The organism is Collinsella aerofaciens, assembly GCF_020181355.1.
Classification (GTDB): domain Bacteria; phylum Actinomycetota; class Coriobacteriia; order Coriobacteriales; family Coriobacteriaceae; genus Collinsella.
In genome coordinates this window covers 2,146,907-2,169,616 of the sequence record NZ_CP084004.1, presented here as the reverse complement: position 1 = coordinate 2,169,616, position 22,710 = coordinate 2,146,907, and the positions used below count along the sequence as shown (strand labels likewise).

The following is a 22,710-nucleotide window of genomic DNA, read 5'->3' as shown; positions in this document are numbered from 1 at the left end:
GGTGTCATACGGGATCTGTGATGGCAATTTTTGGCAAAATCGGCAAAAGAAAACCACCCCCCACGTTACGAAAATGAACCCACCTAAAACAGGTGGGTGCCCTCATCGACTGTTCCAGCGTCCTTAACAACGAAGGATACCTGTACTAAGTACGACTGTGTGGGCTCCCTAAATAAACGCGACGGTTCACCCAGTTGCTCCGCGGGGGGCGGAATACCTACATCATAAAGCGGCACTTTGTTGATTCCAGTCTTGACATTACAAAAAACGTGTCGGACGATTACGGCGCCTTGGGCTTGGAGCCGTCTGCGCGGTCCGGGCCTTTACGTTTGAGCTGCTGAATCGTTGTTTTGGAGCATGTTTTTATGCCGACGTCGTTGACCGAACTTTTTTCGCCCGCCTGCCATTTGTGTCCACGCCGTTGCGGCGCGGCACGCGACGAGGGCGCGCATGGCGTGTGCGGTGCCGACGACACGCTTAAAGTCGCCCGCGCGGCGCTCCATATGTGGGAGGAGCCGCCCATTTCGGGTGAGGCCGGCTCGGGCACGATTTTCTTTAGCGGCTGTTCGCTCAAATGCGTCTACTGCCAAAACCACGAGATCTCGACGGGCAATTTCGGTCTTGAGATTTCGCCCGAGCGCTTGGTCGAGATTATGCTGGAGCTGCAGGACCAGGGCGCCAACAACATTAACCTGGTGACTGCGACGCATTATGCTCACCTGCTGCCGGCCGCGATTGCCGAAGCGCGGGAGCGCGGGCTGGACATCCCGATCGTCTACAACACGAGCGGCTATGAGCGGGCGAGTGCCGTTGCTGCCCTGGGTGACCTGGTTGATGTGTGGCTCACCGACTTTAAATATGCTGATGCCGAGCTTGCTCAGTCACTTTCTCATATTAAGGATTACCCGCGCGTGGCCGTGTCGGGCCTGGCACAGATGGCGCGCGAGGTCGAGCGCCGCGGGGGAGAGCTGGTGGACGACGAGGGGCTCATGAAGCGCGGCATCATCGTGCGTCACCTAGTGCTGCCGGGACATGCGGACGATTCGTGCCGCGTGCTGGACCTGGTGTGGCAGACGGTGGGCGACGTGCCGATTTCGGTCATGAACCAGTACACCCCCAATGCGCTCATGCGCGAGCAAGGCGGCGAGTTGGCACGCGCCGTGACGCGCGAGGAGTACGAGCAGGTGCTCGATCATGCCGACGGCCTGGGCTTTACGACGATGTTCTGGCAAGAAGGTGGAGCGGTAGACGAGAGCTTTACCCCGGCGTTCGACACCACCGGCGTCCTCACCAGCGCAAAGTAGTGCGTTTACCGATGATTTTTCTGGGACGGGGATTAAAAAATCATCGGGTGGCTCGGACGTTCGAAAAGTAGCCAAAACAGCCCCGTCCCAAAAAGACTGGGTATTGGGCGTTGACAGTTGGCGAGCCGTAGGTAAAATATCAACTTGTCCTGGGGACGTAGCTCAGTTGGGAGAGCGCTGCCGTCGCATGGCAGAGGCCGAGGGTTCGACTCCCTTCGTCTCCACCCTTGGATTTGATAAGCCGCTGACATTGTGTCGGCGGCTTTTTTCAAAAAGAAAGGGGCTATACCATGGCCGAGCTTGAGTCCCAACCACTGTCTGCCGAGGAGCGCGCCGAGTTGGAAGAGCTCCGCGCCGAGAAAGCTCGTCGCGAGGCCCAGGAAGAGGCACGTCGCGAGCGTGAGGAGCTGGCCGCCCTGCGCGCCGAGCGCGAGAAGGCCGACGAGGCCGCTGCGAAGGCTGCATCCGAGCCCGCGCCCGCGCCCAAGCCTTCCACCGCGAAGCCCGCGCCCACTGCACCCAAACCTCAGCCTAAAAAGGCCGCTCGTCCCAAGCCCGTCGAGCCCAAACCGAGCCGTGACGAGATGACCTTTGCCCAGCGCATGGTCACCTCCAAGGAGCCTACGGGCGAGAACGAGATCCCCGGCATGGCTCCGGCTCAAAAAATCATCATCGTGCTCGCCCTCATCGCGTTTATCGTCTTTATGGTTTACACGATCACGGGCAGCATGGGTCTGCACTAACCTGTTCGCGCCGGGCTCCGTGCCCGTACGCTCGCCTCGTCCAACCATCAACCTCTGCACAACACATCCGAAAGGTCGCCCCATGGCTTTGACCGACATCTCGCATCCTACCGACATCGCAATGCTCACCGATCTGTACGAGCTCACTATGGCCCAGGGCCTGTGGGAGAGCGGCAAGGCCAACGAGCAGGGTTGTTTTACGGCGTTTTACCGCGACCATCCCTTTGGCAGCGCGTATGCCGTCATGTGCGGCACCGCCGAGCTGCCCGAGCTTGTCGAGAACCTGTGCTTTACGCCCGAGGACATCGACTATCTAGCTTCGCTCCAGGCTCCTGCCGGCGGCGCGATGTTTAAGCCTGCATTCCTCGACTACCTGCGCAACTTCCGTGCGCACGTGAATATCGACGCCGTGCCCGAGGGCGAGCTCGTATTTCCGCGCGAGCCTATGGTGCGCGTCACCGGCCCGGCGCTGGAGTGCCAGCTGCTCGAGACCGCGCTGCTCAACATCGTCGGCTTCCAGACGCTTGTTGCCACCAAGACGGCACGCGTGGTGTTGGCGGCGGACGGCCGTCCCGTGGCCGAGTTCGGCCTGCGTCGTGCCCAGGGTCCCGATGGTGGCTTGGCTGTTGCGCGCGCAAGCTATGTGGCCGGCTGCTCGTCCACGTCTAACGTGCTTGCAGGGCGCCGTTACGGCATCCCCGTCTTTGGCACACACGCGCACAGCTGGGTGATGAGCTTTGACTCCGAGCTCGAGGCCTTCCGCGCCTTTGCCAAGTCGAGCCCCAAGAATTGCACGCTGCTCATTGACACCTACGACGTGCGCGAGGGCTGCGAGCATGCCATTACGGTTGCCAAGGAGATGGAGGCGGCGGGCGAGCGCCTGTCGGCCATTCGCATCGACTCGGGCGACCTGGCTAAGTTGTCCAAGTATGTCCGCGGACGTTTTGACGCCGAGGGCCTGCCTTATGTGGGGATTTCGGTTTCCAACGACCTGGACGAGTACACGATTCAGTCGCTGCTCGACCAGGGCGCGCCCATCGATAGCTTTGGCGTGGGTACCAAGCTTGCGACCTGCTACGATCAGCCGGCGCTGGGCGGCGTGTACAAGCTTTCCGCCCGCCGTGCGAGCGATGCGGACCCGTGGACGCCGGTGGTGAAGCTCTCCGAGCAGCCCTACAAGCGCACGATTCCGGGCGTGCAGCGTGTGCGCCGCTATTACGACGGCTTTGGCGGCCCGGTCTGCGACATGATCTATGACGAGGATCATCTGGCGGGGGAGGGCGCCGCGCGCGGCAATACCCTCGTGGCCGTGAACGATGCCGCCCTGGTGACCGATGTGTCCGAGCTTGAGTATCGCGAGCTGCTGGTGCCGATTGTGCGCGATGGCAGTGCGGTAGCCCCGCGCGAGAGTATCGAGGACGCACGCGAGCGCTGTGCTTGGGCACTCGATCATCTGGATGCGGCTTTCAAGCGCTTCCTGTATCCGCAGACCTACGTGGTGGGTATGGAACAGGGTCTGGCCCAGGTGCGCGACGAGCTCGTGCGCAAGAACATGGCCGCGGCTTCGGCCTTCCCCTGGGCAAAATGATCTGAAGGGGACGGAGGAAAACGGATCATTTTCGTCCGTCCTGCACCGGGTGCCCCGGCTGCTCCAGCTCGCCCTCCTGCTCAACACTCGATTGGTTTGACGTATGACGACTTCTTATAAAACGATGGTGGTAAAGATCGGCTCGTCCACGGTGGTGGGTGCCGACGGTAAGGTCAACCGCGCGTTTATCGGTGGCCTGGCCGATCAGGCCGCGGCCCTGCGCAAGCTCGGCTGGCGCTTGGTCGTGGTGAGCTCCGGAGCCATTGCCTGTGGCTATCCCGTGCTGGGCTTCGACCGCAAGCCGGTCGGTGACCTGCCGAGTCTGCAGGCCTGCGCCTCGGCCGGTCAGTGCATCATCTCGTCGGCCTACGACGAGGAGTTCCATGCGCGTGACCTACTCACCTCGCTCGTGCTGCTCACGCGCCACGACACGGCGCGCCGTACGTCCTACCTGCACGCGCGCGACGCCCTGCTGCGCCTGGTGGAGCTGGGCGTGGTGCCGGTCGTCAACGAGAACGACACCGTCACCGTCGACGAGATCAAGTTCGGCGACAACGACACGCTGGCGGCGCTCGTGAGCTGCCTGGTTTCTGCCGACCTGTGCGTGACGCTTTCGGACATTGACGGCCTCTACACCGCCAATCCGCATGAGGATCCGACGGCCGAGTTTATCCCGGTCGTGCGCAAAATCGATGCCAAGATCATTGCCTCGGCGGGCGATTCTTCGACGTCGGTGGGCACCGGCGGCATGATCACCAAGATCCGCGCGAGCCGCATTTTGATGACGGCCGGCATTCAGAGCGTGATTTGCTCGGGCGAGGAGCCCGATGCGCTCGTGCGCTTGGCCCGTGGCGAGAGCGTGGGAACCCTGTTCGATCCGCCGGCGGAGCGCCTGGACATTGCGCCCCGCAAGCTGTGGATCGCGCTAGGCGACAAGGCGCATGGTTCGGTGACGGTCGATGACGGCGCTGCGAAGGCGCTGGTTAGCCGTGGATCTTCCCTGCTTGCGGTGGGTATTCGCGAGGTCGATGGCGAGTTTGCCGAGGGCGATGTGCTCGATGTGTGCGACCCGAGCGGTATGGTTGTCGCCCGCGGTATCGCCGAGGCCGATTCGGACGTGCTGGAGCTTGCGGCGGGCCGCCGCCAGGACCAGATCGCCAGCAACCGCCTGCTGGCCGACCTGGCCGAGAAGCCCGCGATCCACAGGGACAACTTGATTGTATTTGCTTAACCAATTGACGCTGCAAACGCCCCTAAGCGGCAATCTGACGTTCAATCGTCGGGCATGACCAAAAGGTCAATGCCCTCCTCTTTCACGTCACCTTGCTCGCTTAGGGGCGTTTTCGCTTTCCGTCCTCTGCCTGCGACATTGTCTTTGCCGGCACTTGGGAACCTGGCACTTGGGGACGTTCCTTTTGTGCCGGCAGGTGGGGACACTCCTTTGCTAGAAGATCTGGCGCAGGTCTCCGCGGTTGAGGGCTTCGTCGAAGAGGTGCTTGAATACCACGCTACCGTGCAGGCCGTCGTGCTCGAACTCGTTGGTCACCCAGGCATGCGAGTTGCCCACGCGGCTGAGCGTATCAAGCTGCAGGCCCGAATCCACGTACATGTCGTCGAAATACACCGCGGCCTGCAGGGGCACCTCGTTGCACGCCAGTCGCTGCGGGTCGTAGATCTTGTCCCAGCTGGTGTCTTCCATCAGCAGGTCCATGGCGGGCTTGAAGGGCTTGAGCTCGGGCATCTGCTCGAACATCCACGGGAACATGGCCTCGCCGGTAAACATGAGCGGGCGCGCGAGTGTGTCGAACTCGGCACGATGGGCCTTCTCCTCTGCTGCGGCCCAGCGAATGGGCATGGTGTCGCCGTCGGCGTAGATAAACTCCTGCAGTGTCCAGTACAGCGGGTTCGTGCGTGTGTTGGTGCGCTCGAAGGCGCGCATCAAAAAGCTGTCGGATACCGAGGAGCCGCAGCTCAGCGTACCGTCGCCAGTAACAAAAGCGTGATCGATAGTCCAATGCATGCGCTCAAAGCTCGGCTTCATGCCAAAGTCGCTGCCCATGAGCTGTAGGCGCTCGACCGTCATCGGCGAGCCGTCGGGCAGCACGGGCTTCTGAGCCTCGAGCGCATCGGCCAGGGCTGCCACGCGCTCGACGTCAGCGGGATAGCGGTCATAATACTGCTGCGTCTTGGCGGCCATGCGCGGGAAGGTGTGCGCGTAGACCTCGCTTGCGCTCGCCGGTACGTGGGGGATGCCGCCGCAGGTAAAGCTCGCCGCCACGCCCTCGGGGAAGAGCGACAGGTAGCTCAGCGTCAAAAAACCGCCGTAGCTTTGGCCGAGCGTGACCCACGGCTTGCCGCCAAAGCCCACTAGGCGCAGGTACTCAAAATCGCGCACGATGGAGCTGGCGAGGTGGCGCTTGAGGAAGTCCGCCTGCGAGCGTGCTGTATCGGCGCCGGCGGCCGTTGCGCGATCACCCAGTGCCTTGATCGTGCGTCCGTCCACGCAGCTACTGCGTCCGGTGCCGCGCTGGTCGGGAAGGACCACGCGGAAGTGCTTGACGGCCTCCTCGATCCAGCCGTCGCTTGTGGGCGACAGCGGACGTGGGCTCTCGCCGCCGGGGCCGCCCTGCAAAAACAGGAGCAGCGGCAGATCGTCGTTGATGCGGTCGGGCGCGCTAACCACGCGGTAGAAGAGCTTGATGCTCTCGGGCGCGCCGGCGATGGGTGCCGGCATGGCGCCGCGGCGCATGGTACTGCCGACGGCCAGGAGCATCGGCTCCAGGCCGCGCCAGTCAAGGGGGACGTCGATGCTGTGGTCCTCGACGTAAAGGCCGGGGACGTGGTACGAAGTGATGAGGGCCATGTGAGTCTTCCGTTCGTTGCGGTGTTTCGGGTTGACCAATTCTACCGCCGCGGGCGAGGCCATGCGCAAATCGGCTACCATGGTTGCAAACTTCTAGGAGAAAGGGCCGCCCATGTCGGTCGATATAGCCACGTATGTCCACGATCTTGCCGTTGCCGCCAAGGCAGCGTCGGCCTCGCTTGCCACGGCGAGCGATGAGCAGCGTCAGGAGGCCGTGCGCGCCATGGCCGCAGCACTGCGCAACGGTGTCGACTCCATCGTTGCCGCTAACGAGCTCGATATGTCCGCCGCGCGCGATGCGGGCATCTCGGCGGGGCTCCTCGATCGCCTGCTGCTGACGCCCGAGCGCGTCGAGGGCATGGCCGCCGGTTTGGAGAAGCTCGCCGAGCTGCCCGATCCCGTCGGCCGCGTGCTCGACCACCGCGTGCTTGCGAGCGGTGTGGACCTGACCCGCGTGAGAGTGCCGTTGGGCCTGGTCGCCATGGTCTACGAGGCGCGCCCCAACGTGACGGCCGACGCCGCAGGCATCTGCATCCGTACCGGCAACGCCTGCATTCTACGCGGCGGCTCGCTGGCCTATCACTCGTGTGCCATGATCGCCGAGCTGCTGGCCGATGCGCTCGAGGCCAAGGGCTTCCCGCGCGAGGCCGTGTCGATGATCGAGTCCACCGACCGCGAGGCCACCGGCGAGCTCATGAAGCTCCGCGGTATTGTCGACGTACTCATTCCGCGCGGAGGTGCAGGCCTGATCCAGCGCTGCGTGCGCGAGTCGCTTGTGCCGGTGATCGAGACGGGCACGGGCAACTGCCACATCTACGTGCATGAATCCGCCGACTTTGATAAGGCGCTCAACATTATCGTTAATGCCAAGACCCAGCGCGTAGGCGTGTGCAATGCCGCCGAGTCGCTGCTGGTCGACCGTGCTGTGGCCGATGCGTTTTTGCCTGCGGTCGTTGCCGCGCTACACGACCACGGCGTGCTCATTCACGGCGACGAGGCCACGTGCGCCGCGTGCGCCGACGCCGGCTTTGTAGAGGGCGATGACTACGTCGCCGCGACTGAGGAGGACTGGGGTCGCGAGTACCTGGCGCTCGAGATGAGTGTGAAGGTCGTGGCTAGCGAGGACGAGGCCATCGCGCACATCAACCGCTACGGCACCATGCACTCCGAGGCCGTCGTTGCCGAGGACACGGATGCTTGCGAGCGCTTCCTTGATGCGGTCGATGCCTCGGCCGTGTACTCCAACGCCAGCACGCGCTTCACTGACGGCGGCGAGTTTGGCCTGGGCGCCGAGATCGGCATCTCGACCCAAAAACTCCACGCCCGTGGCCCCTTTGCCGCCGAGGCCCTCACCACCTACAAATACAAGCTCCGCGGCACCGGCCAGGTCCGCCCCTAGCGCCCGCGCAAGAAAAACCACCACAAAGGTGCCTTTCCCCTTTGTGGTGGTTTTAGGTGGCGTGGGCGGTTAGGCCTGGAAGGTATCGCGGTCGGGGGCGAAGGACTGCATGGCCGCGATGGTGCGGTCAAAGAGCTCGGGGAGCTCCCAGCCCAACATCTCGGCGCCCTGCGTAATCACGTCGCGCGAACAGCCAGCGGCAAAGCGCTTGTCCTTGAACTTCTTCTTGAGCGACTTGGTCGTAAAGTCCATGACGCTCTTGCTCGGACGCATGATGACTGCAGCGCCGATCAGGCCGGTGAGCTCATCGCAGGCAAACAGGATCTTTTCCATCTGCAGCTCGGGTTTGGGCAGCGAGGTGTTGAAGTCGGACGTGTGCGTCTGGATGGCGCGAATGAGCTCGGGAGACGCACCTTCGTCCTCAAGAATCTCGGCAGCATAGATGGTGTGGTTCATGGGGTCGTCCTCATGCTCCTCCCAATCCAGGTCGTGCAGCAGACCGACGATGCCCCAAAACTCCTCGTTCTCGGGGTCGAACTCGCGCGCAAAGTAGCGCATAGTGCCCTCGACCGTCTCGCCATGGGTGATGTGGAACGGGTCCTTGTTGTGCTCGTTGAGCAGTTCGAACGCGCGGTCGCGGGTGATTCCGGCGGTAAGCGGCTCTGCCATAAGAGACTCCTTGTGCTCGTGGGTATCGATAAGAATGAATACTACTAGAACAAGAAAACCACCACAAAGGTGCCTGTCCCCTTTGTGGTGGTTTTTGGCGCGGATGGGTTAGTTGAGGGCGGCTTGGGCTAGGCGGGCTTCGGCGTCCTCCTCGGTGACGCCCAGGGCCACGGCGAACTCCTCGATGGAGCGGCGCTTGGCTTCCTTGAGTACGCGCATGTAGTAAGAGCTTGGCTTTTTATCTGCTTCCTCGGCCTGGCGAATACGGTGCATCATGGTTTTTGCCACGCGGACCGTCTCGGGCGCACCCAGCTTGAGCTGCTGCTTAAAGTGCGTCTCCTCCAGCGAGCTGTTGCGCTCGGTAAAGGTGTCGCACTCCAACTCGTCGTAGTGGCTCAGCAGGTGTTCGGCATCTTGCTGGGAGATGGCGGCATGCAAACGGTCGGCCTGCGCCACGGGGTACATGAGAATCGTCTGCGCATGTCCCTGCTTGGTCTCGAGCAACAGCATGGGCTGCGGCGTGTCGTCCCTAAAACCGACGACGGTGCAGACTCCCTGACCCGGATGAATGACGTGTTGACCGATTGAGAACATGCTACCTCCAACTTATACGAATTCACATATGTTTAGAATACCACGCTGACGTGCGTAAACCCTTACTTTATGCAGGAAAAGCACACAACTCCGATAGGTAAGAGTATTCGATAAAATGCACTGCCCATTCATATGTTTATGCAGTTCCAACGCGTGCATAATCTGCAGGCAAACCGCTAACTTTGTACTGCCGCGCAGGAGCGGTAGTCATTTTTGTGCATATGCAATATCTATTAGCTTTACCCTGCGACAGTGTGCGTCGCTTGTGATAGAGTGCTACAAACTCTGGCTTTTGCCCTACGAGTGACCAAGAGCTCGGGGGCTTTAACACAAGGAGGACCTATGCCCGAGAAGATTGAAGAGCTGGTACGCGCTGCGCTTGCTGCGGCCCAGGAGGCCGGCGACCTTTCCGCATTTGAACTTGACGATTGCGCCATCGAGCGACCGGCTGAGACTTCTCATGGCGAGTGGACCTCCACCATGGCCCTGAAGTCCGCCAAGCTGGCCCACTGCGCCCCGCGCAAGATCGCCGAGGCCGTCGTTGCCCATATGCCCGAGGACCCCGCGATTGAGAAGGTCGAGATCGCCGGTCCTGGCTTCATCAACTTCTACCTCTCCGTCGCCGTCAAGAACGCCATCTTTGGCGAGGCCCGCGAGAAGGGCATGGACTTCGCTAAGTCCAACGTTGGCGGCGGCCTGAAGACCCAGGTCGAGTTCGTTTCCGCCAACCCCGTCGGCCCCATGCACATCGGCCACGGCCGCTGGGCCGCGCTGGGCGACTCCCTCTGCCGCGTTATGGACCACGCCGGTTACGACATCCAGCGTGAGTTCTACATCAACGACCACGGCTCTCAGATGAACACCTTCGGCAACTCCATCAGCACGCGCTATATGCAGCTTGCCGACATCATCGCCAAGCAGGGCGTGGACATCGATGAGGCTCACAAGATTTTGATCGCCGACCGCGATGCCTTTGTCGCCGACGAGAACGACGAGCACCCCGAGACCCATCCGTATCAGGACAACTTTGCCGAGACTCTGGGCAAGGACTCCTACGGCGGCGACTACATCATCGACGAGGCTGCCGAGTTCTGGCGCACCGACGGCGACAAGTGGGTCGAGGCCGATCCGCAGGAGCGCATGGAGAGCTTCCGCGAGCGCGGCTACGTAAAGATGGTCGACAACATGCGTGACCTTTGCCACGCCGTCAACTGCGACTTCGATCGTTGGTTCTCCGAGCGCTCCCTGTACGTGAAGGACACCGAGGGCGAGACCGCCGGCACCTCTGCCGTCGACCGCGCTTTTGAGAAGCTCGACAAGATGGGCTACCTCTACACCAAGGACGGCGCCCTGTGGTTCCGCTCCACCGATCTGGGCGACGACAAGGACCGCGTCCTGATCAAGTCCGACGGTGAGTACACCTACTTCGCCTCCGACGTTGCCTATCACTGGGATAAGTTCCAGCGCGTCGACCACGTCATCGACATCTGGGGCGCCGACCACCACGGCTACATCGAGCGCGTCCGCTGCGTTTGCGACGCTCTCGGTTACCCCGGCAAGTTCGAGGTTCTGCTGGGCCAGCTCGTCAACCTTCTGCGCAACGGCAAGCCCGTCCGTATGTCCAAGCGCAAGGGCACCATGGTGACCCTGCAGGAGCTCGTCGACGAGGTCGGCTCCGATGCCGCTCGCTACACGCTCATCTCCAAGAGCTCCAACCAGATGGTCGACTTCGATATTGAGGCCGTTAAGAAGCGCGACAACTCCAACCCGGTGTACTACGTGCAGTACGCTCACGCCCGCGTGTGCTCCATTCTGCGCCGTGCCGCCGACGTTACGCCCGAGCAGGCTGACGAGATGGGCATGAAGGCTGTCGCCGCCAAGGCCATCGGTGAGAACGTCGATTACTCGCTGCTGACCGACCCGACCGAGCTCGCCCTTTCGCGTAAGCTCAACGAGCTCACCGACCTCATCGCCAGCTGCGCTCGCGACCGCGCCCCGTTCCGTCTGACGCACTTTGCTGAGGAACTCGCCGGCGACTTCCACAGCTTCTACGCTGCCTGCCAGGTTCTGCCGAGCGAGGGCCGTCCCGTCGACCCCGAGCTTTCGCGTGCCCGTCTGGCCGCTTGCGACGCCGTCCGCGTGACGCTCGCCCTGGTGCTCACCCTTGTTGGCGTTTCCGCGCCCGAGCAGATGTAAGCTACGGGTCATTTGACCGCGCAAGTTTGGTTTAACTAAGCCTTGAAAGCCCGATCTCCCATATTGAACTGCCTCCCATTTCTTGGACATGAGAAATGGGAGGCTTTCTTTATGCGCGTTGATTTGAGAGTGAAGCATGATATCGAGGCCAGGAAGGCGGCCATAGGGCTCTTCGAGCTCGGGCACGGGTATAAATCTGCCGCGATTGCCCTTTCGCTTCCCGTGGAAGCCGTGAGAAGATGGCAGGAGATATACCGCGCATTCGGGAGCGAGGTGCTGCTGCGCATGGACGGAAAGCAGGGCAGGTACACATACGAGCAGAAGGTCGCCGCCGCCTCCGCCGTCGTCGACGGCGGCATGACGAAGACCGAGGCGATGGCGGCGTTCGGCATAATGTCGATGTCGCCGCTCAAGAAGTGGTGCGCGCTATACCGCCGGGGCGGCGCGGAGGCCCTGCGCCCGAGGCCCAAGGGCCGGCCGAAGGGTTCCAAGGCGAGGCCGCGGACCCGCGAGGAGGAGCTCGAGGAGCGGTGCCGTAGGCTCGAGGCCGAGGTGGCCTACCTAAAAAAATTACGCGCCCTGGTCGAGAGGGACGGGCTCTGACCAGGGCGAAGGCCGAAGCGGTCGCGGCCCTGCGCGCCGAGGGGCACGCGCTCGGGCACTTGCTCGCATGCGCCGAGCTCAAGCGGTCGACCTACTACTACGCCCTCGCGCACCCGCCGAGGCCCACGCGCCCCGAGCTCTGGGAGGCGGCCGCCGAGATCTTCTCGCGCACCGCCAACGGCTGCGGGCACCGGCAGATAGCGATGTGCCTCAGGGCGGAAGAGGGGACCGTGATAGCCGACAAGACCGTGCTCAAGATGATGCGCGAGATGGGGATTCGCTGCGGTATCAGACGCGAGACGGCCTACCACAGGTACAACTCGTACAGGGGCGTCGTCGGCAGGACGTTCGAGAACGTGATCGCGAGGGATTTCGACGCCGGGGCCCCGTGGCGGAAGCTGGGAACGGACGTCACCGAGTTCAAGGTGGCGGGCGGCAAGGCCTACTGGGCCCCGACGCTGGACTTCTGCACCAAGGAGATCGTGGCGAGCGACATATCGACCACGCCCGACATGGCCCAGCAGGTCAGGATGCTCGACGAGCTGCTGTCCAAGATCCCCGAGGGCGCCGCCCCGACCATGCACTCGGACCGGGGCTGGCAGTACCAGCACGCCTCGTACACATCCAGGCTCGAGGCCGCCGGCATCGTCCAGAGCATGTCCAGGAAGGCGAACTGCATCGACAACGCCGCCACCGAGCAGCTCTTCGGCCACGTCAAGGACGAGTTCTACCGGGGCCGCGAGTGGGAGACGTTCGAGGATTTCAAACGCGACCTGGAGGAATACATAGTCCACTGGAACACGAGCCGGAGGCAGGTAAGATTGAAGGGCCTGACCCCGGAGGAGTTCCGGAATCAGGCCCTCGCGGCCTAGTCGCTATTTAGGGCGTCCAAGATTTGGGACGCAGTTCATATGGAGGTCGGGCTTTTTTGCAAACGCCGACGTATTGACGAATTTGGAACTGCTGGAAATACGAAACTATGCCGGTTTACTACGATGAATTGAGATATTCCAACCACGCCGGCTTTTAGCTAAAAAGTGCAAGGCATCTACCTGCGGTTTTAGTTCAACAAGTTTCGGAGTGGTCGCGGTTGAGCGATTCATCGTAGTAAACCGCCATAGTTTTGGCGGAGGCAGTCAGATTTGTGGGTGTTAAACCAAAGAGTGTCCCTTTTGAATAGTCGTTTAAGAACGTCCTCAATGACTAAGTTGCAGGTGGTGGCGGTTGTGTTACACTAACGCTGCGTAATTGACGCAATCATCTCGATACAGATCAATGATGTCCGTCGTTTTGAACGGAACTAGACTGTTTAGCCGCCCTGAAGGTTTATGCAGGGAGCATGTGATCACAGGGCTTGAAAAGAAAGTTGAGCAAACACTGTGTCTGATCAACAGCAAGAAAACGAAATAACGACGACGCAAGCCGCTCCCGCTGCACCGGTTGCGTCGGACCAGGTCGCGGCGCCCGCGCAAGCCTCGGCTCCTGAGACGCCTAAGGCTGCTTCGACGCCTACGCCTGCAGCGGCTGAGAAGGCCGTGCCTGCAACTGGTGAGGAGGCTGCTCCGGCAAAGCCCAAGCGTACGCGCCGCACGACCAAGCCTGCTGCTGACGGCGAGGAAGTCACCAAGCCCAAGCGCCGTACTACGCGCACGACGCGCGCCAAGCGCACCGTTGCAGCTGACTCCTCGGCGCCGATTTCCGATGAGGTCGCGCAGGCACGTGCGTTGGCGCAGATTAGCGAGGCTCAGGTGGTGCGCGCCCGCCGTCGTGCTGCCGAGCGTGAGGCCGCGGCTCTGACCGAGCTTGCAGCCCCGTCTGTGCCCGAGACCCCTGCCGCCGACCAGCCGACCGAGAAGTCGGTACCGCGCACACGCCGTCGCACGGCTGCTAAGGCCGAGCGGGTTGCCGATCAGGTAACCCCCGAGCTCACCGAGGCTTCGGTCCGTTCCGCGGCAGGGGAGGGCACATCGCCTGCTGAGCCCGCTGCGCCTGTCGAGGCCAGCGAAGTTCCCGTTGTCGATCCGGCTTTGCGCCCGCACCGTCGCGGTCGCAAGCCCAAGGCCTTCGTCGAGGCCGAGAAGGCCGCAGCCGCAGCCGCCGCCGCTCGGGATGCTGCGGCGACCGCCGAGTCTGCAACCGCTGCCGATGCACCCGTCCAGGATGCCACGACTTCCGAGGCCGTTTCTGCCGATGTCGAGCCCGCCGACGTCCGTCCAGGTCGCAGCCGTCGCACTGCTGTTAAACGCACGTCCAAGGCTAAGGCCGCCAAGAAGGGTACGTCCGAGGATTCCGACGAGACGACCGCCGATGCATCGACTGATGCCGCCGAGCCCCAGGACGTCGAACAGCCTGCGTCCGAGAAGCCCAAGCGCGGTCGTAAGAAGTCCGCTAAGGCCAAGGCGTCCGAGCATCAGGCTGATGTCGAAGCGCAGGTCGATTCTGGCGCCGAGGCCAATGAAGCCGCTGCGGTCAATGCCGACGCCGCCACAACCGATGGTGCCGCGCCCGCCGAGGCCGAAGACGGCACTCGTTCCAACCGTCGCCAGCACAAGCGCAACGAGGAGCGCAACGATCGCAAGGACGAACGCAACAACGACCGTCGCAACCGTCAGCGCGATCGCAAACAGCGCAACAAGGAGCGCAACGCCGCCCCCACCGAGCCCACGCTTTCGCGTGAGGAGCTCGCTGCCATGAAGGTCGCCGAACTGCGCGAGAAGGCCAAGGAGTTCGAGATCGAGACGACCGGCAAGAAGAAAGCCGAGCTCGTCGAGGAGATCTACGTCACCGCCGCGAAGGCCGAGGGCTTCCGCGACATCAAGGGCATTCTGCAGATTCGCCCGGACAGCTCCGGCATCATCCACGCCCATGGCTATATGAAGTCCAACGACGACGCCTTCGTGCCCGCCTACCTCATCCGCTCCGCGCGCCTGCGCACGGGCGACGTTATCGAGGGCTCGCTGCGTCCTTCGCGCGGCGGCGACAAGCGCGCCGGCCTCGCCAAAATCACGACCGTCAACGGTCTGGACCCCGAGCAGATTCGCAACCGTCCCAAGTTCGGCGACCTCACCCCTGTCTATCCCAACGAGCCGCTGCGCATGGAGCACGGCAAGGACTCCATTACCGGTCGCGCCATCGACATCGTGTCGCCGATCGGCAAGGGTCAGCGTGGCCTGATCGTGTCCCCGCCCAAGGCCGGCAAGACCACGATCCTCAAGAAGATCTGCCAGTCTATCTCGATTAACAACCCCGAGGTGCACCTCATCTGCCTGCTCGTCGACGAGCGCCCCGAAGAGGTCACCGATATGCAGCGTTCCATCAAGGGCGAGGTTGTGGCGTCGACCTTCGATATGCCCGCCGATAACCACACTCGCGTGGCAGAGCTTGTCATCGAGCGCGCCAAGCGCATCGTGGAGCTGGGCGGCGATGTTGTGGTGGTGCTCGACTCCATCACGCGTCTTGCCCGCGCCTACAACTTGGCGGCGCCCGCCTCAGGCCGCATCCTTTCGGGCGGCGTCGATTCGGCGGCACTGTATCCTCCCAAGCGCTTCCTGGGTGCAGCCCGTAATATCGAGAACGGTGGCTCGCTCACCATCCTGGCCTCTGCCCTCATCGACACCGGTTCCAAGATGGACGAGGTCATCTTTGAGGAGTTCAAGGGCACCGGCAACATGGAGCTTAAGCTCGATCGCGAACTGGCCGACCGCCGCATCTTCCCGGCTATCGACCCCGTTGCCTCCGGTACGCGTAACGAGGACCTGTTGGTCGACGAGCAGATGCGTCCGTTTGTCTTTGGTCTGCGTCGCATTCTTGCCGGCATGAACAACACCGAGCGCGCAGCCGCGTCGTTCATTAAGGGTCTTAAAGGCACCAACACCAACCAGGAGTTCCTGGTGCGTTCGGCCAAAAAGCACAGCGACTACGAGCAGACGTTCTAGGCTGTCATCCACGCGCAGCGATAGCCATCAATGCGATAAAGGGTCGGGGCTTGCGCCTCGGCCCTTTTCCATATCGCGTATCCGCGCTTATTTTTGACCATAAGACTGGCAAGCAGCAGGTTTCCCGTTTCAATCCGACATCGTCGCTTGCAATCGACGGGGCGGTTTCGCATAATAGCTTTTAAGCTTCGCGACGGATAACGCAGATGAAACGAACCATATACCGTTGCTTTGGGGCATAGCCCCGCTTCATCTTCTCTCGCGCAGCCAACTGAATGATGCGATTTGGGTGCTGGAAGATGGGGAGAGCTCATGGCTTCTTCTGATGCAACACAACGAGCAGTCCTTGCCGGACTTTCGTGCGGGATCGGCCTTGCCGCTCCCGTGGTTATGTATGCCGCGACGCTACCGTTTTCGTCGGTGAACGAGACGGTCGTGGCGGGTGCGGTTCCCTTCGCCGTGGGCGCGGTGGCGGGCGTGGGTATCTATGCCGCCTCGCTGGGTATCTCCGAGTACCATGCGCAGCGTGAAGAGCGTCTGTTCCAGCCCGATGCCATGGGCGGTGCCGCCAATCTCAATCAGCATCAAAGCGAGTTCAAGACCGCCTCGATTCCAGCTCAGCAGCAGGATGCGACTCCTTATGCTACCGCTTCTGCTTCTCAGGCTCAGTCGGAGCAGTCTACCTCGGCATTCCTTTCCGGCCTGACTGGTGCGTTCCAGCGCCGTCATACCGATGATGGTGTCCCTACCATCGCTCGAGCCGCAGATGCTATGGACGAGGACGAGGCTTGGTCCATGATCGACAGTATGCTCGACGACGATTCGCCGGTGAGCTGCGACCCTGCACACTCGCGCGACGTCTATCAAGTCGCCATCGACGAGCTCACCAACGGCGGGCAGACCGGCTCCTTCAATCGCGACGACATCGCCGCCGCGGCACGCGCCGTATCTGGCTCCCAGGCCGCCCCTGCGGGCAGCACGGCGGCTTTCGTGGCACTCGTCGCCAACGCGGCAGCCAATAACGCCTACAGTGCTACCTCGGCGGACGCGAACGCTTCTGCCGACAATTCGTACGTTGATGAAGCCATGGCCGCGGACGAGGAGGCCGTTGCCGCCCGCCGTGCCGCCGAAAGCTCACTGTGGGGCGCTCCTGCCCAGCAGCAGGCGGCCGAGGCTGCGCCGTACAATGCAAACCTCGCCAGCATGCCTATCATCTCCGGTGCCGCGGACATCGATCTCGATGACCTCGATGAGCCTGCAGCCATCACCGCATCGATTGATGCCCAAGATCGCATCGACACCGGCGACCTTCCGGACGCCTCGCTCGAGGTCGATGTCCCCATGGCCGATTATTCGGGCCACGAGGACATGTGGGCCGCCGCCACCGCGATTCTGGATGCGATTGACGAGCCCGCTCCTGTTGTAGCGCCCGCTCCCGTCGCTGCCCCTCAGTCTGCTGCCCCCGCCTATGTCGGCCGTCACAGCGCTGTGCTCCCCGAGGATACCGCCCGTATCTCGCGCGAGAGCATCGAGCGGGCCGAGGCTATTGCCGCCGGCATTATGGAAAATCGTCGTCACGAGCGCGTCAATCAGATCCTCGAGGAAGAGATCGAGCGCCTGCAGTCCTCTACCGCCAAGCGTACGGGCCGTGCCTATCTGAGCGTTATCGAGGGCGGTACCGCCAGCTTTGCGCCGCTCCGCGCGGAGGCATAACTTCTGCATGGTTAAGATCAATCGAAAATGGGCGGTCGTGACCTGCCTGATGGCGCTCTTGATCTGGGGCAATTCGCTGGTTCCCGGCTCGGGGTCGGGCTCGCTGAGTCTAACGGTCATGGAAACTATCCGCGGTTTCCTGCACGGCGTGGGACTTCCATATGAATGGGTGACCAACTTCGTTGTTCGCAAGTGCGCGCATTTTACCGAGTATATGGTGCTCGGCATCCTGGCAACGCACGCCTTTGATTTTGAGGGCCGGCGCACCTTTGACGTGCTGCTGCCCACGGCGGCGTTCCTGCTGCTGATTCCCTCGATCGACGAGACGATTCAGCTCTTTGTGCCGGGACGCGCCGGCATGATCACCGATGTGATGATCGACTACTGTGGAGCGGCAACGGGCGTTGTGCTCAGATATCTACTACGATCGCTCATATGTGCCAAAAAGGCCGCCTAGGACGTATGTTTGGTCCTAGGCGGCCTTTTTTATTTGAGGACTTATATGAGGCGTGGTGGCGTCGTTCCGTAGGTCGGATTTGCCGGGCGCGCCACGCCCTGTGGGTGCGTCTGCTACTGAAGCGCCTGGGCGCCCAGGGCCAGGCAGCCCATGATGCCCTGCTTGCCCTCGAGGCTGTTGTTGACAATGTAGGTATCGATGTCGTTGACCTCGGGCGTGACGATATAGCCGTTGAGCATCTCGGCGCACTTTTTGCGGGCGAGCGGCACGATGGGGGTGTGGTCGGCCACGCCGCCGCCGATGATAATCTTTTGCGGTGCGTAGCACAGCGTGTAGGTCATGAGCGCCTGTGCCAGATAGCCTGCGAGCAGGTCCATGGCCTCCGGGTCATCGGCCATGTCTCCGGCGCTCTTGCCATCCCAACGCTTTTTAACGCCGGGACCGGCGATGAGGCCCTCGAGGCAGTTGTCGTGGAAGGGGCAGGCGCTGTGCTCGCCAATGGTGTCGCGCGGGTCGCGCGTGACCAGGATGTGGCCTGCCTCGGGATGCATCATGCCGTGCACGAGCTGGCCGCCCGAGAGCACGCCGGCGCCCACACCGGTGCCGATGGTCAGGTAGACCACGTCTGTGAGGCCCTGGGCGCAACCAAAGGTGACCTCGCCCAGGCAGGCAACGTTGACGTCGGTGTCGTAGCCGCAGGGAATATTGAGCTCGTTTTGGATGGTGCCCAGCAGGTCGAAGTAGCGCCATGCCGTTTTGGGCGTCTCCAGGATCTTGCCGTATTGGGGCGAGGCGGGGTTGACCGCGGTGGGGCCAAAGGCGCCGATGCCCAGCGCGGCGATGCCCTTGTCGGCAAACCATGCATTGACGGCCTCAACGGTCTCCTGCGGGGTCGTGGTCGCGATCTGCTCGCGCTCCAGGACCGTACCGTCTGCATAGCCCGTGGCGCAGACCATCTTGGTGCCGCCGGCCTCGAGCGCTCCGATAAGCTGCTGTTCTGCCATAGTATTCCTCTCACTGGGACGAGTTGCTCCGTGACTAAAGTATAGGGCTCTAAACCATTTAAGAAAGCGCTATAAAAAGAAGCCTCGCAACGCGGCGGGCGGTGCGAGGCTTCTTTGGTTGCTTTAGTTGCTGGGCCGTCCTTACCCGCGCGGCTTGATTTTATCACGTAACGACTTGAGGTTCTCCAGCGCTGCGTTGAGCGTCTCGTCTCGCTTGGCAAAGTGGAAACGAATCAGATGGTTGACGGGCTCGCGGAAGAAGCTCGAGCCGGGCACGGCGCCCACGCCCACCTTAGACGCGAGATCCTCGCAGAATTCGAGGTCGCTGTCATAGCCAAACTCAGAGATGTCCATCATGACGTAGTAGGCGCCCTGCGGCACGTTATGCACAAGACCGATGCTATCGAGCCCCTGGCAGAACAGGTCGCGCTTGGCGGCGTAGAGGTCGAGGACCTCCTGGTAATAGCTGTCGTCGAAGTTGAGGGCGGTGACAACGGCTTCCTGCAGGGGAGCGGCGGCACCCACGGTGAGAAAGTCGTGGACCTTCTTGATACGCTCGGTAATCTCGGCCGGGGCAATGGTGTAGCCCAGGCGCCAACCGGTGATGGAGTACGTCTTAGACAGCGAGCTGCAGCTGATGGTTCGCTCGAACATGCCGGGTAGCGTGGCCATATAGACGTGCTCGTGGGGCGCGTAGACGATGTGCTCGTATACCTCGTCGGTAATGCAGTAGGCGTCGTACTTTTTGCACAGGTCGGCGATGAAGGTGAGCTCCTCGCGCGTAAAGACCTTGCCGCAGGGGTTGGACGGGTTGCACAGGACGATGGCCTTGGGGTCGTTGTCGCGGAAGGCAGCCTCGAGCGCCTCGCGGTCAAAGTCGAATGTGGGCGGGTTGAGCGGCACATAGATGGGCTCGGCACCCGAGAGAATGGTGTCAGCGCCGTAGTTCTCGTAGAACGGCGAGAAGATGACGACCTTGTCTCCGGGGTTCGTAACCGTCATCATGGCGGCCATCATGGCCTCGGTGGAGCCGCAGGTGACCACGATATTCTGGTTGGGGTCGATCGGCATGCCCATAAAGTGCTCCTGCTTGGCGGCGAGCGCCTCGCGCATGGCCTGGGAGCCCCAGGTAATGGAGTACTGGTGGTAGAGCGGCTTGGGGTCGGCGGCGATGGTGCTCAGGCTGTTGAGCAGCTGCGCCGGAGGATCGAAGTCGGGGAAGCCCTGCGAGAGATTGACGGCATCGTACTTATTGGAGATGCGTGTCATGCGGCGGATGACCGAATCGGTAAATGTTGCCGTGCGGTTGGAGAGTTCTTTCATGCCGGTCCTTTCGAGGATTTGCAGTGGGGCAAGTTTACTCCTATGAAACCGGTGGGATTTGCTCGAAATGGTCTCGAAAAACTCTTTTCAAAATTCTTGAAAATTGGGGCTTGCATCGCGTGGCGTTCCTTGCAATAATAGTCGAGCGCGAAGCGCACAGGACACGGTGGGTGTAGCTCAGTTGGCTAGAGCGACGGGTTGTGGTCCCGTAGGTCGAGGGTTCGAGTCCCTTTACCCACCCCAGTTTTTGCTTCGTGTTGATATCGGGTCGTTAGCTCAGTTGGTAGAGCAGGGGACTCTTAATCCCAAGGTCCAGGGTTCGAACCCCTGACGGCCCACCACACGATATCTCCTCTAAAGTCCGCCACAACGGACTTTAGCTTTGGGTCGTTAGCTCAGTTGGTAGAGCAGGGGACTCTTAATCCCAAGGTCCAGGGTTCGACCCCCTGACGGCCCACCCAAAGCAAGTTAAGGCGGTCAACGAAAGTTGGCCGTCTTTTTTTGACCTCGCATGGGGTCGAACCCGTCGGGGCGCGAAGTTGGGGAAACTGCACCGTGATTCCCTTAGGGAAACACGGCTAAAGCCCCATAAACGTGCTCTCCTTATGAGAATTATGCTCACGGGGCTCGATGCATGTTGAGAAGTTGTGATCAAGCTTAAAGTGAGAATCGATTTAGTCCGCTCGAAAGTGCGAACCCAGGCTTTCAGTTCGCTTGCGCATGGCTTTGACCATTTCCTGTGCTAGTTGAATCTGCGATTGCAGGCGGGCGAGGGCAGCGATTTCGCTGTCGTTGGCATGTGGCTTATTTAGAGCCGTGGCTTCGTCTTGCAGGCTTTCAAGCTGTTGCAGGGCCTCGGATAGGCCTGTTTCGGCCCTGTTGATCATGCAATAGGTGCTCATCGTGTGCCTAAGGCTGTGTGTCAGGCGTTCGGCATCTGTTGCGGCAATGCCGTAGTGGGGGAGGGCGATATCCGCCTTCAGCGCTGCCTCAGGCTCTTTCTGTGCTGCAAGGGCTGCCGATGCGCCTGCGATGCGTCCGAATACGATGCCGTTGGCGCTTGACAAGCCACCAATGCGGTCGGCGCCGTGCATGCCGCCTGTCGCCTCGCCGCAAGCGTAGAGGCCCTCAACGCCCGTGTGCGCGGTCTTATCGATCTTGATGCCGCCGTTAGCGGCGTGGGCATACATCGCAACGCGCATCTCGTCGGTCGGCGCGATGCCGTGCTCGTCTTGCAGCCAGGTGGCAAAGGTCTGCACAAACTCTGGGACATCCTCGCGGGGGAAGTCGTAGCGGAGCGCCAGGCCTTCGGCGCCTGCCTGATCGATGGCAAGATCGATAGCGCGGGAGGCCAAGCGTGACGTGAAGGGACCATATCCAGAGCGCTGCTCGAGCAGGTCGTCCAGCTTGTTGTCGGCAATATCTACCGGCTGGTCTACGTGCACGTAGCGCCAGGTTTTCTCATTGAAGACCAAGTTACGCCTGGGCTCGATGAAGCCGGGCATCATCTGCATGAACTCTATATTAGTAAGTGTTGCGCCGTGCGCCAGCGCGATGGCCTGCGAGGAACTGAGCACATCAGCCGACGTAAGGCTGCGCTCGAACAGGCCGCCTGTGCCACCGGCTGCGATGACCGTGGCCTTGGCAGCAAAGGGCACGATTCGATTTTCGGTAAGGTCGTAGAGTACGGTTCCGGTTATTCTGCCGTTCGTGTCCTCAACAAGGTCGATAAGCTCATGGCGGGGGAGCAGGCGAATGCCGAGCGACTCGATCCAGGTCGTCAGAGCGTCCTCAAGGGGCTTGCGGGTGAGGCCGCGCCACATGCGCGTCTTGTGGTCAAAGCAGGGGATAAATTGCTTTTGCTGGGCGCTCTCGGCACTTTGCGGACGTTGGAGTTCAACACCCAGCTCCCGTTCGAGCCATGTAATTGCCCGGGGAATGCCGTGGACGAACGTCTGGACGAGTTCGGGGTCGGCAACGCCGCCGCCGACGGCCAGGATGGTGTCGATGAGGTCCTGCTCGTCGTCTTCGTCGACGGGACCGATGAGGCCGAGGCCCCAGGTACCCGGGAAGAAGCTCGATCCACTCATGGTCTTGCCGGCGCTTGCCACAGTGACGGTTGCACCCGTGCGTGCCGCTTCGATGGCGGCACAAAGGCCCGCAATGCCAGATCCAATTACCAGTACATCAGTCGATTCCATCGGATTCCTTTCTCGTCCGGCGCATTGTCGCACGGGTGATCGGCAATGGGGCCGCAAAGACCCGGCAAATCGGTAAAGGGCAAATATGGCAGGTGGGCGTCATGGACGCTCTGAAGCT

General features: G+C 61.8%; 17 protein-coding genes and 4 tRNA genes. 15 read left to right on the top strand and 6 right to left on the bottom strand.

Going from position 1 to position 22,710, the window contains the following annotated elements:
• Positions 1–365: 365 nt before the first annotated feature.
• From LCQ44_RS09475 to proB, 5 genes are all read left to right on the top strand, one after another.
• Positions 366–1,304, top strand: coding sequence for a radical SAM protein (locus tag LCQ44_RS09475; protein ID WP_225093704.1), 939 nt, complete (start codon positions 366–368; stop codon positions 1,302–1,304).
• A gap of 151 nt (positions 1,305–1,455) precedes the next feature.
• Positions 1,456–1,528, top strand: a tRNA-Ala gene (locus LCQ44_RS09470).
• Positions 1,529–1,594: 66 nt separating this feature from the next.
• Positions 1,595–2,047 carry a hypothetical protein gene (locus LCQ44_RS09465; RefSeq protein ID WP_225093703.1) on the top strand — a complete coding sequence of 151 codons (453 nt, stop codon included), beginning with the start codon at positions 1,595–1,597 and terminating at the stop codon, positions 2,045–2,047.
• An 82-nt stretch (positions 2,048–2,129) separates the two neighbouring features.
• Complete coding sequence (locus LCQ44_RS09460) at positions 2,130–3,635, top strand: nicotinate phosphoribosyltransferase (RefSeq protein WP_225093702.1); 1,506 nt, start codon at positions 2,130–2,132, stop codon at positions 3,633–3,635.
• 103 nt (positions 3,636–3,738) lie between these two features.
• Positions 3,739–4,866 (top strand): glutamate 5-kinase, encoded by a 1,128-nt coding sequence (proB, locus tag LCQ44_RS09455; protein ID WP_225093701.1) that lies wholly within the window; start codon positions 3,739–3,741, stop codon positions 4,864–4,866.
• 213 nt (positions 4,867–5,079) lie between these two features.
• On the opposite strand, the gene LCQ44_RS09450 is transcribed toward proB, so the two are convergent.
• The gene (locus LCQ44_RS09450) at positions 5,080–6,498 is read right to left on the bottom strand and encodes an alpha/beta fold hydrolase (RefSeq protein ID WP_225093700.1); all 1,419 of its coding nucleotides are present in this window, start codon (positions 6,496–6,498) and stop codon (positions 5,080–5,082) included.
• 112 nt (positions 6,499–6,610) lie between these two features.
• Between LCQ44_RS09450 and LCQ44_RS09445 the strand changes: the two genes are divergently transcribed.
• Entirely contained in the window at positions 6,611–7,897 is a 1,287-nt protein-coding gene (locus LCQ44_RS09445; RefSeq protein ID WP_225093699.1) for a glutamate-5-semialdehyde dehydrogenase, read from the top strand.
• A gap of 69 nt (positions 7,898–7,966) precedes the next feature.
• On the opposite strand, the gene LCQ44_RS09440 is transcribed toward LCQ44_RS09445, so the two are convergent.
• Together LCQ44_RS09440 and LCQ44_RS09435 are read right to left on the bottom strand one after the other, a co-directional pair.
• The gene (locus tag LCQ44_RS09440; protein WP_225093698.1) at positions 7,967–8,566 is read right to left on the bottom strand and encodes an HD domain-containing protein; all 600 of its coding nucleotides are present in this window, start codon (positions 8,564–8,566) and stop codon (positions 7,967–7,969) included.
• Positions 8,567–8,674: 108 nt separating this feature from the next.
• Positions 8,675–9,160, bottom strand: coding sequence for a CarD family transcriptional regulator (locus tag LCQ44_RS09435; RefSeq protein ID WP_022094807.1), 486 nt, complete (start codon positions 9,158–9,160; stop codon positions 8,675–8,677).
• Between the two features lie 342 nt (positions 9,161–9,502).
• Between LCQ44_RS09435 and argS the strand changes: the two genes are divergently transcribed.
• The 6 genes from argS to LCQ44_RS09405 all read left to right on the top strand — a co-directional run bounded on the left by argS (position 9,503) and on the right by LCQ44_RS09405 (position 18,064).
• Positions 9,503–11,356 carry an arginine--tRNA ligase gene (gene argS / locus LCQ44_RS09430; protein ID WP_225093697.1) on the top strand — a complete coding sequence of 618 codons (1,854 nt, stop codon included), beginning with the start codon at positions 9,503–9,505 and terminating at the stop codon, positions 11,354–11,356.
• Positions 11,357–11,467: 111 nt separating this feature from the next.
• The gene (locus LCQ44_RS09425) at positions 11,468–11,959 is read left to right on the top strand and encodes a helix-turn-helix domain-containing protein (protein ID WP_117736974.1); all 492 of its coding nucleotides are present in this window, start codon (positions 11,468–11,470) and stop codon (positions 11,957–11,959) included.
• Entirely contained in the window at positions 11,926–12,831 is a 906-nt protein-coding gene (locus tag LCQ44_RS09420; protein WP_225094231.1) for an IS3 family transposase, read from the top strand. Before LCQ44_RS09425 ends, LCQ44_RS09420 begins: the two co-directional genes overlap by 34 nt.
• 507 nt (positions 12,832–13,338) lie before the next feature.
• Positions 13,339–15,894, top strand: a complete 2,556-nt coding sequence (gene rho / locus LCQ44_RS09415) for a transcription termination factor Rho (RefSeq protein ID WP_225093696.1) — start codon at positions 13,339–13,341, stop codon at positions 15,892–15,894.
• A gap of 312 nt (positions 15,895–16,206) precedes the next feature.
• Positions 16,207–17,607: a hypothetical protein gene (locus LCQ44_RS09410; protein ID WP_225093695.1), complete on the top strand. Its 1,401-nt coding sequence runs from the start codon at positions 16,207–16,209 to the stop codon at positions 17,605–17,607.
• 7 nt (positions 17,608–17,614) lie between these two features.
• Positions 17,615–18,064 carry a VanZ family protein gene (locus tag LCQ44_RS09405; RefSeq protein ID WP_225093694.1) on the top strand — a complete coding sequence of 150 codons (450 nt, stop codon included), beginning with the start codon at positions 17,615–17,617 and terminating at the stop codon, positions 18,062–18,064.
• A 113-nt stretch (positions 18,065–18,177) separates the two neighbouring features.
• Here LCQ44_RS09405 and LCQ44_RS09400 read toward each other — a convergent pair whose 3' ends face one another.
• Together LCQ44_RS09400 and LCQ44_RS09395 are read right to left on the bottom strand one after the other, a co-directional pair.
• On the bottom strand, positions 18,178–19,068 hold the full coding sequence (locus LCQ44_RS09400; protein WP_118079685.1) for an ROK family protein: 891 nt from the start codon (positions 19,066–19,068) through the stop codon (positions 18,178–18,180).
• Between the two features lie 141 nt (positions 19,069–19,209).
• The gene (locus LCQ44_RS09395; protein WP_225093693.1) at positions 19,210–20,391 is read right to left on the bottom strand and encodes a pyridoxal phosphate-dependent aminotransferase; all 1,182 of its coding nucleotides are present in this window, start codon (positions 20,389–20,391) and stop codon (positions 19,210–19,212) included.
• A gap of 166 nt (positions 20,392–20,557) precedes the next feature.
• Here LCQ44_RS09395 and LCQ44_RS09390 point away from each other — a divergent pair.
• From LCQ44_RS09390 to LCQ44_RS09380, 3 genes are all read left to right on the top strand, one after another.
• Positions 20,558–20,634, top strand: a tRNA-His gene (locus tag LCQ44_RS09390).
• Positions 20,635–20,656: 22 nt separating this feature from the next.
• A tRNA-Lys gene (locus tag LCQ44_RS09385) sits at positions 20,657–20,732 on the top strand.
• Positions 20,733–20,775: 43 nt separating this feature from the next.
• Positions 20,776–20,848 (top strand) — tRNA-Lys (locus tag LCQ44_RS09380).
• A 217-nt stretch (positions 20,849–21,065) separates the two neighbouring features.
• Here the strand turns inward: LCQ44_RS09380 and LCQ44_RS09375 are convergent.
• A complete protein-coding gene (locus tag LCQ44_RS09375) occupies positions 21,066–22,592 on the bottom strand; it encodes an FAD-dependent oxidoreductase (RefSeq protein WP_225093692.1) in 1,527 nt (508 codons plus the stop codon).
• Between the last annotated feature and the right edge of the window lie 118 nt (positions 22,593–22,710).

What these genes read in the sequence shown, in the direction of transcription:
- LCQ44_RS09475 (WP_225093704.1), top strand. Translation starts at nt 366, where the DNA reads ATGCCGACGTCGTTGACCGAACTTTTTTCGCCCGCCTGCCATTTGTGT.
- LCQ44_RS09465 (WP_225093703.1), top strand. Translation starts at nt 1,595, where the DNA reads ATGGCCGAGCTTGAGTCCCAACCACTGTCTGCCGAGGAGCGCGCCGAG.
- LCQ44_RS09460 (WP_225093702.1), top strand. Translation starts at nt 2,130, where the DNA reads ATGGCTTTGACCGACATCTCGCATCCTACCGACATCGCAATGCTCACC.
- proB (WP_225093701.1), top strand. Translation starts at nt 3,739, where the DNA reads ATGACGACTTCTTATAAAACGATGGTGGTAAAGATCGGCTCGTCCACG.
- LCQ44_RS09450 (WP_225093700.1), bottom strand. Translation starts at nt 6,498, where the DNA reads ATGGCCCTCATCACTTCGTACCACGTCCCCGGCCTTTACGTCGAGGAC.
- LCQ44_RS09445 (WP_225093699.1), top strand. Translation starts at nt 6,611, where the DNA reads ATGTCGGTCGATATAGCCACGTATGTCCACGATCTTGCCGTTGCCGCC.
- LCQ44_RS09440 (WP_225093698.1), bottom strand. Translation starts at nt 8,566, where the DNA reads ATGGCAGAGCCGCTTACCGCCGGAATCACCCGCGACCGCGCGTTCGAA.
- LCQ44_RS09435 (WP_022094807.1), bottom strand. Translation starts at nt 9,160, where the DNA reads ATGTTCTCAATCGGTCAACACGTCATTCATCCGGGTCAGGGAGTCTGC.
- argS (WP_225093697.1), top strand. Translation starts at nt 9,503, where the DNA reads ATGCCCGAGAAGATTGAAGAGCTGGTACGCGCTGCGCTTGCTGCGGCC.
- LCQ44_RS09425 (WP_117736974.1), top strand. Translation starts at nt 11,468, where the DNA reads ATGCGCGTTGATTTGAGAGTGAAGCATGATATCGAGGCCAGGAAGGCG.
- LCQ44_RS09410 (WP_225093695.1), top strand. Translation starts at nt 16,207, where the DNA reads ATGGCTTCTTCTGATGCAACACAACGAGCAGTCCTTGCCGGACTTTCG.
- LCQ44_RS09405 (WP_225093694.1), top strand. Translation starts at nt 17,615, where the DNA reads ATGGTTAAGATCAATCGAAAATGGGCGGTCGTGACCTGCCTGATGGCG.
- LCQ44_RS09400 (WP_118079685.1), bottom strand. Translation starts at nt 19,068, where the DNA reads ATGGCAGAACAGCAGCTTATCGGAGCGCTCGAGGCCGGCGGCACCAAG.
- LCQ44_RS09395 (WP_225093693.1), bottom strand. Translation starts at nt 20,391, where the DNA reads ATGAAAGAACTCTCCAACCGCACGGCAACATTTACCGATTCGGTCATC.
- LCQ44_RS09375 (WP_225093692.1), bottom strand. Translation starts at nt 22,592, where the DNA reads ATGGAATCGACTGATGTACTGGTAATTGGATCTGGCATTGCGGGCCTT.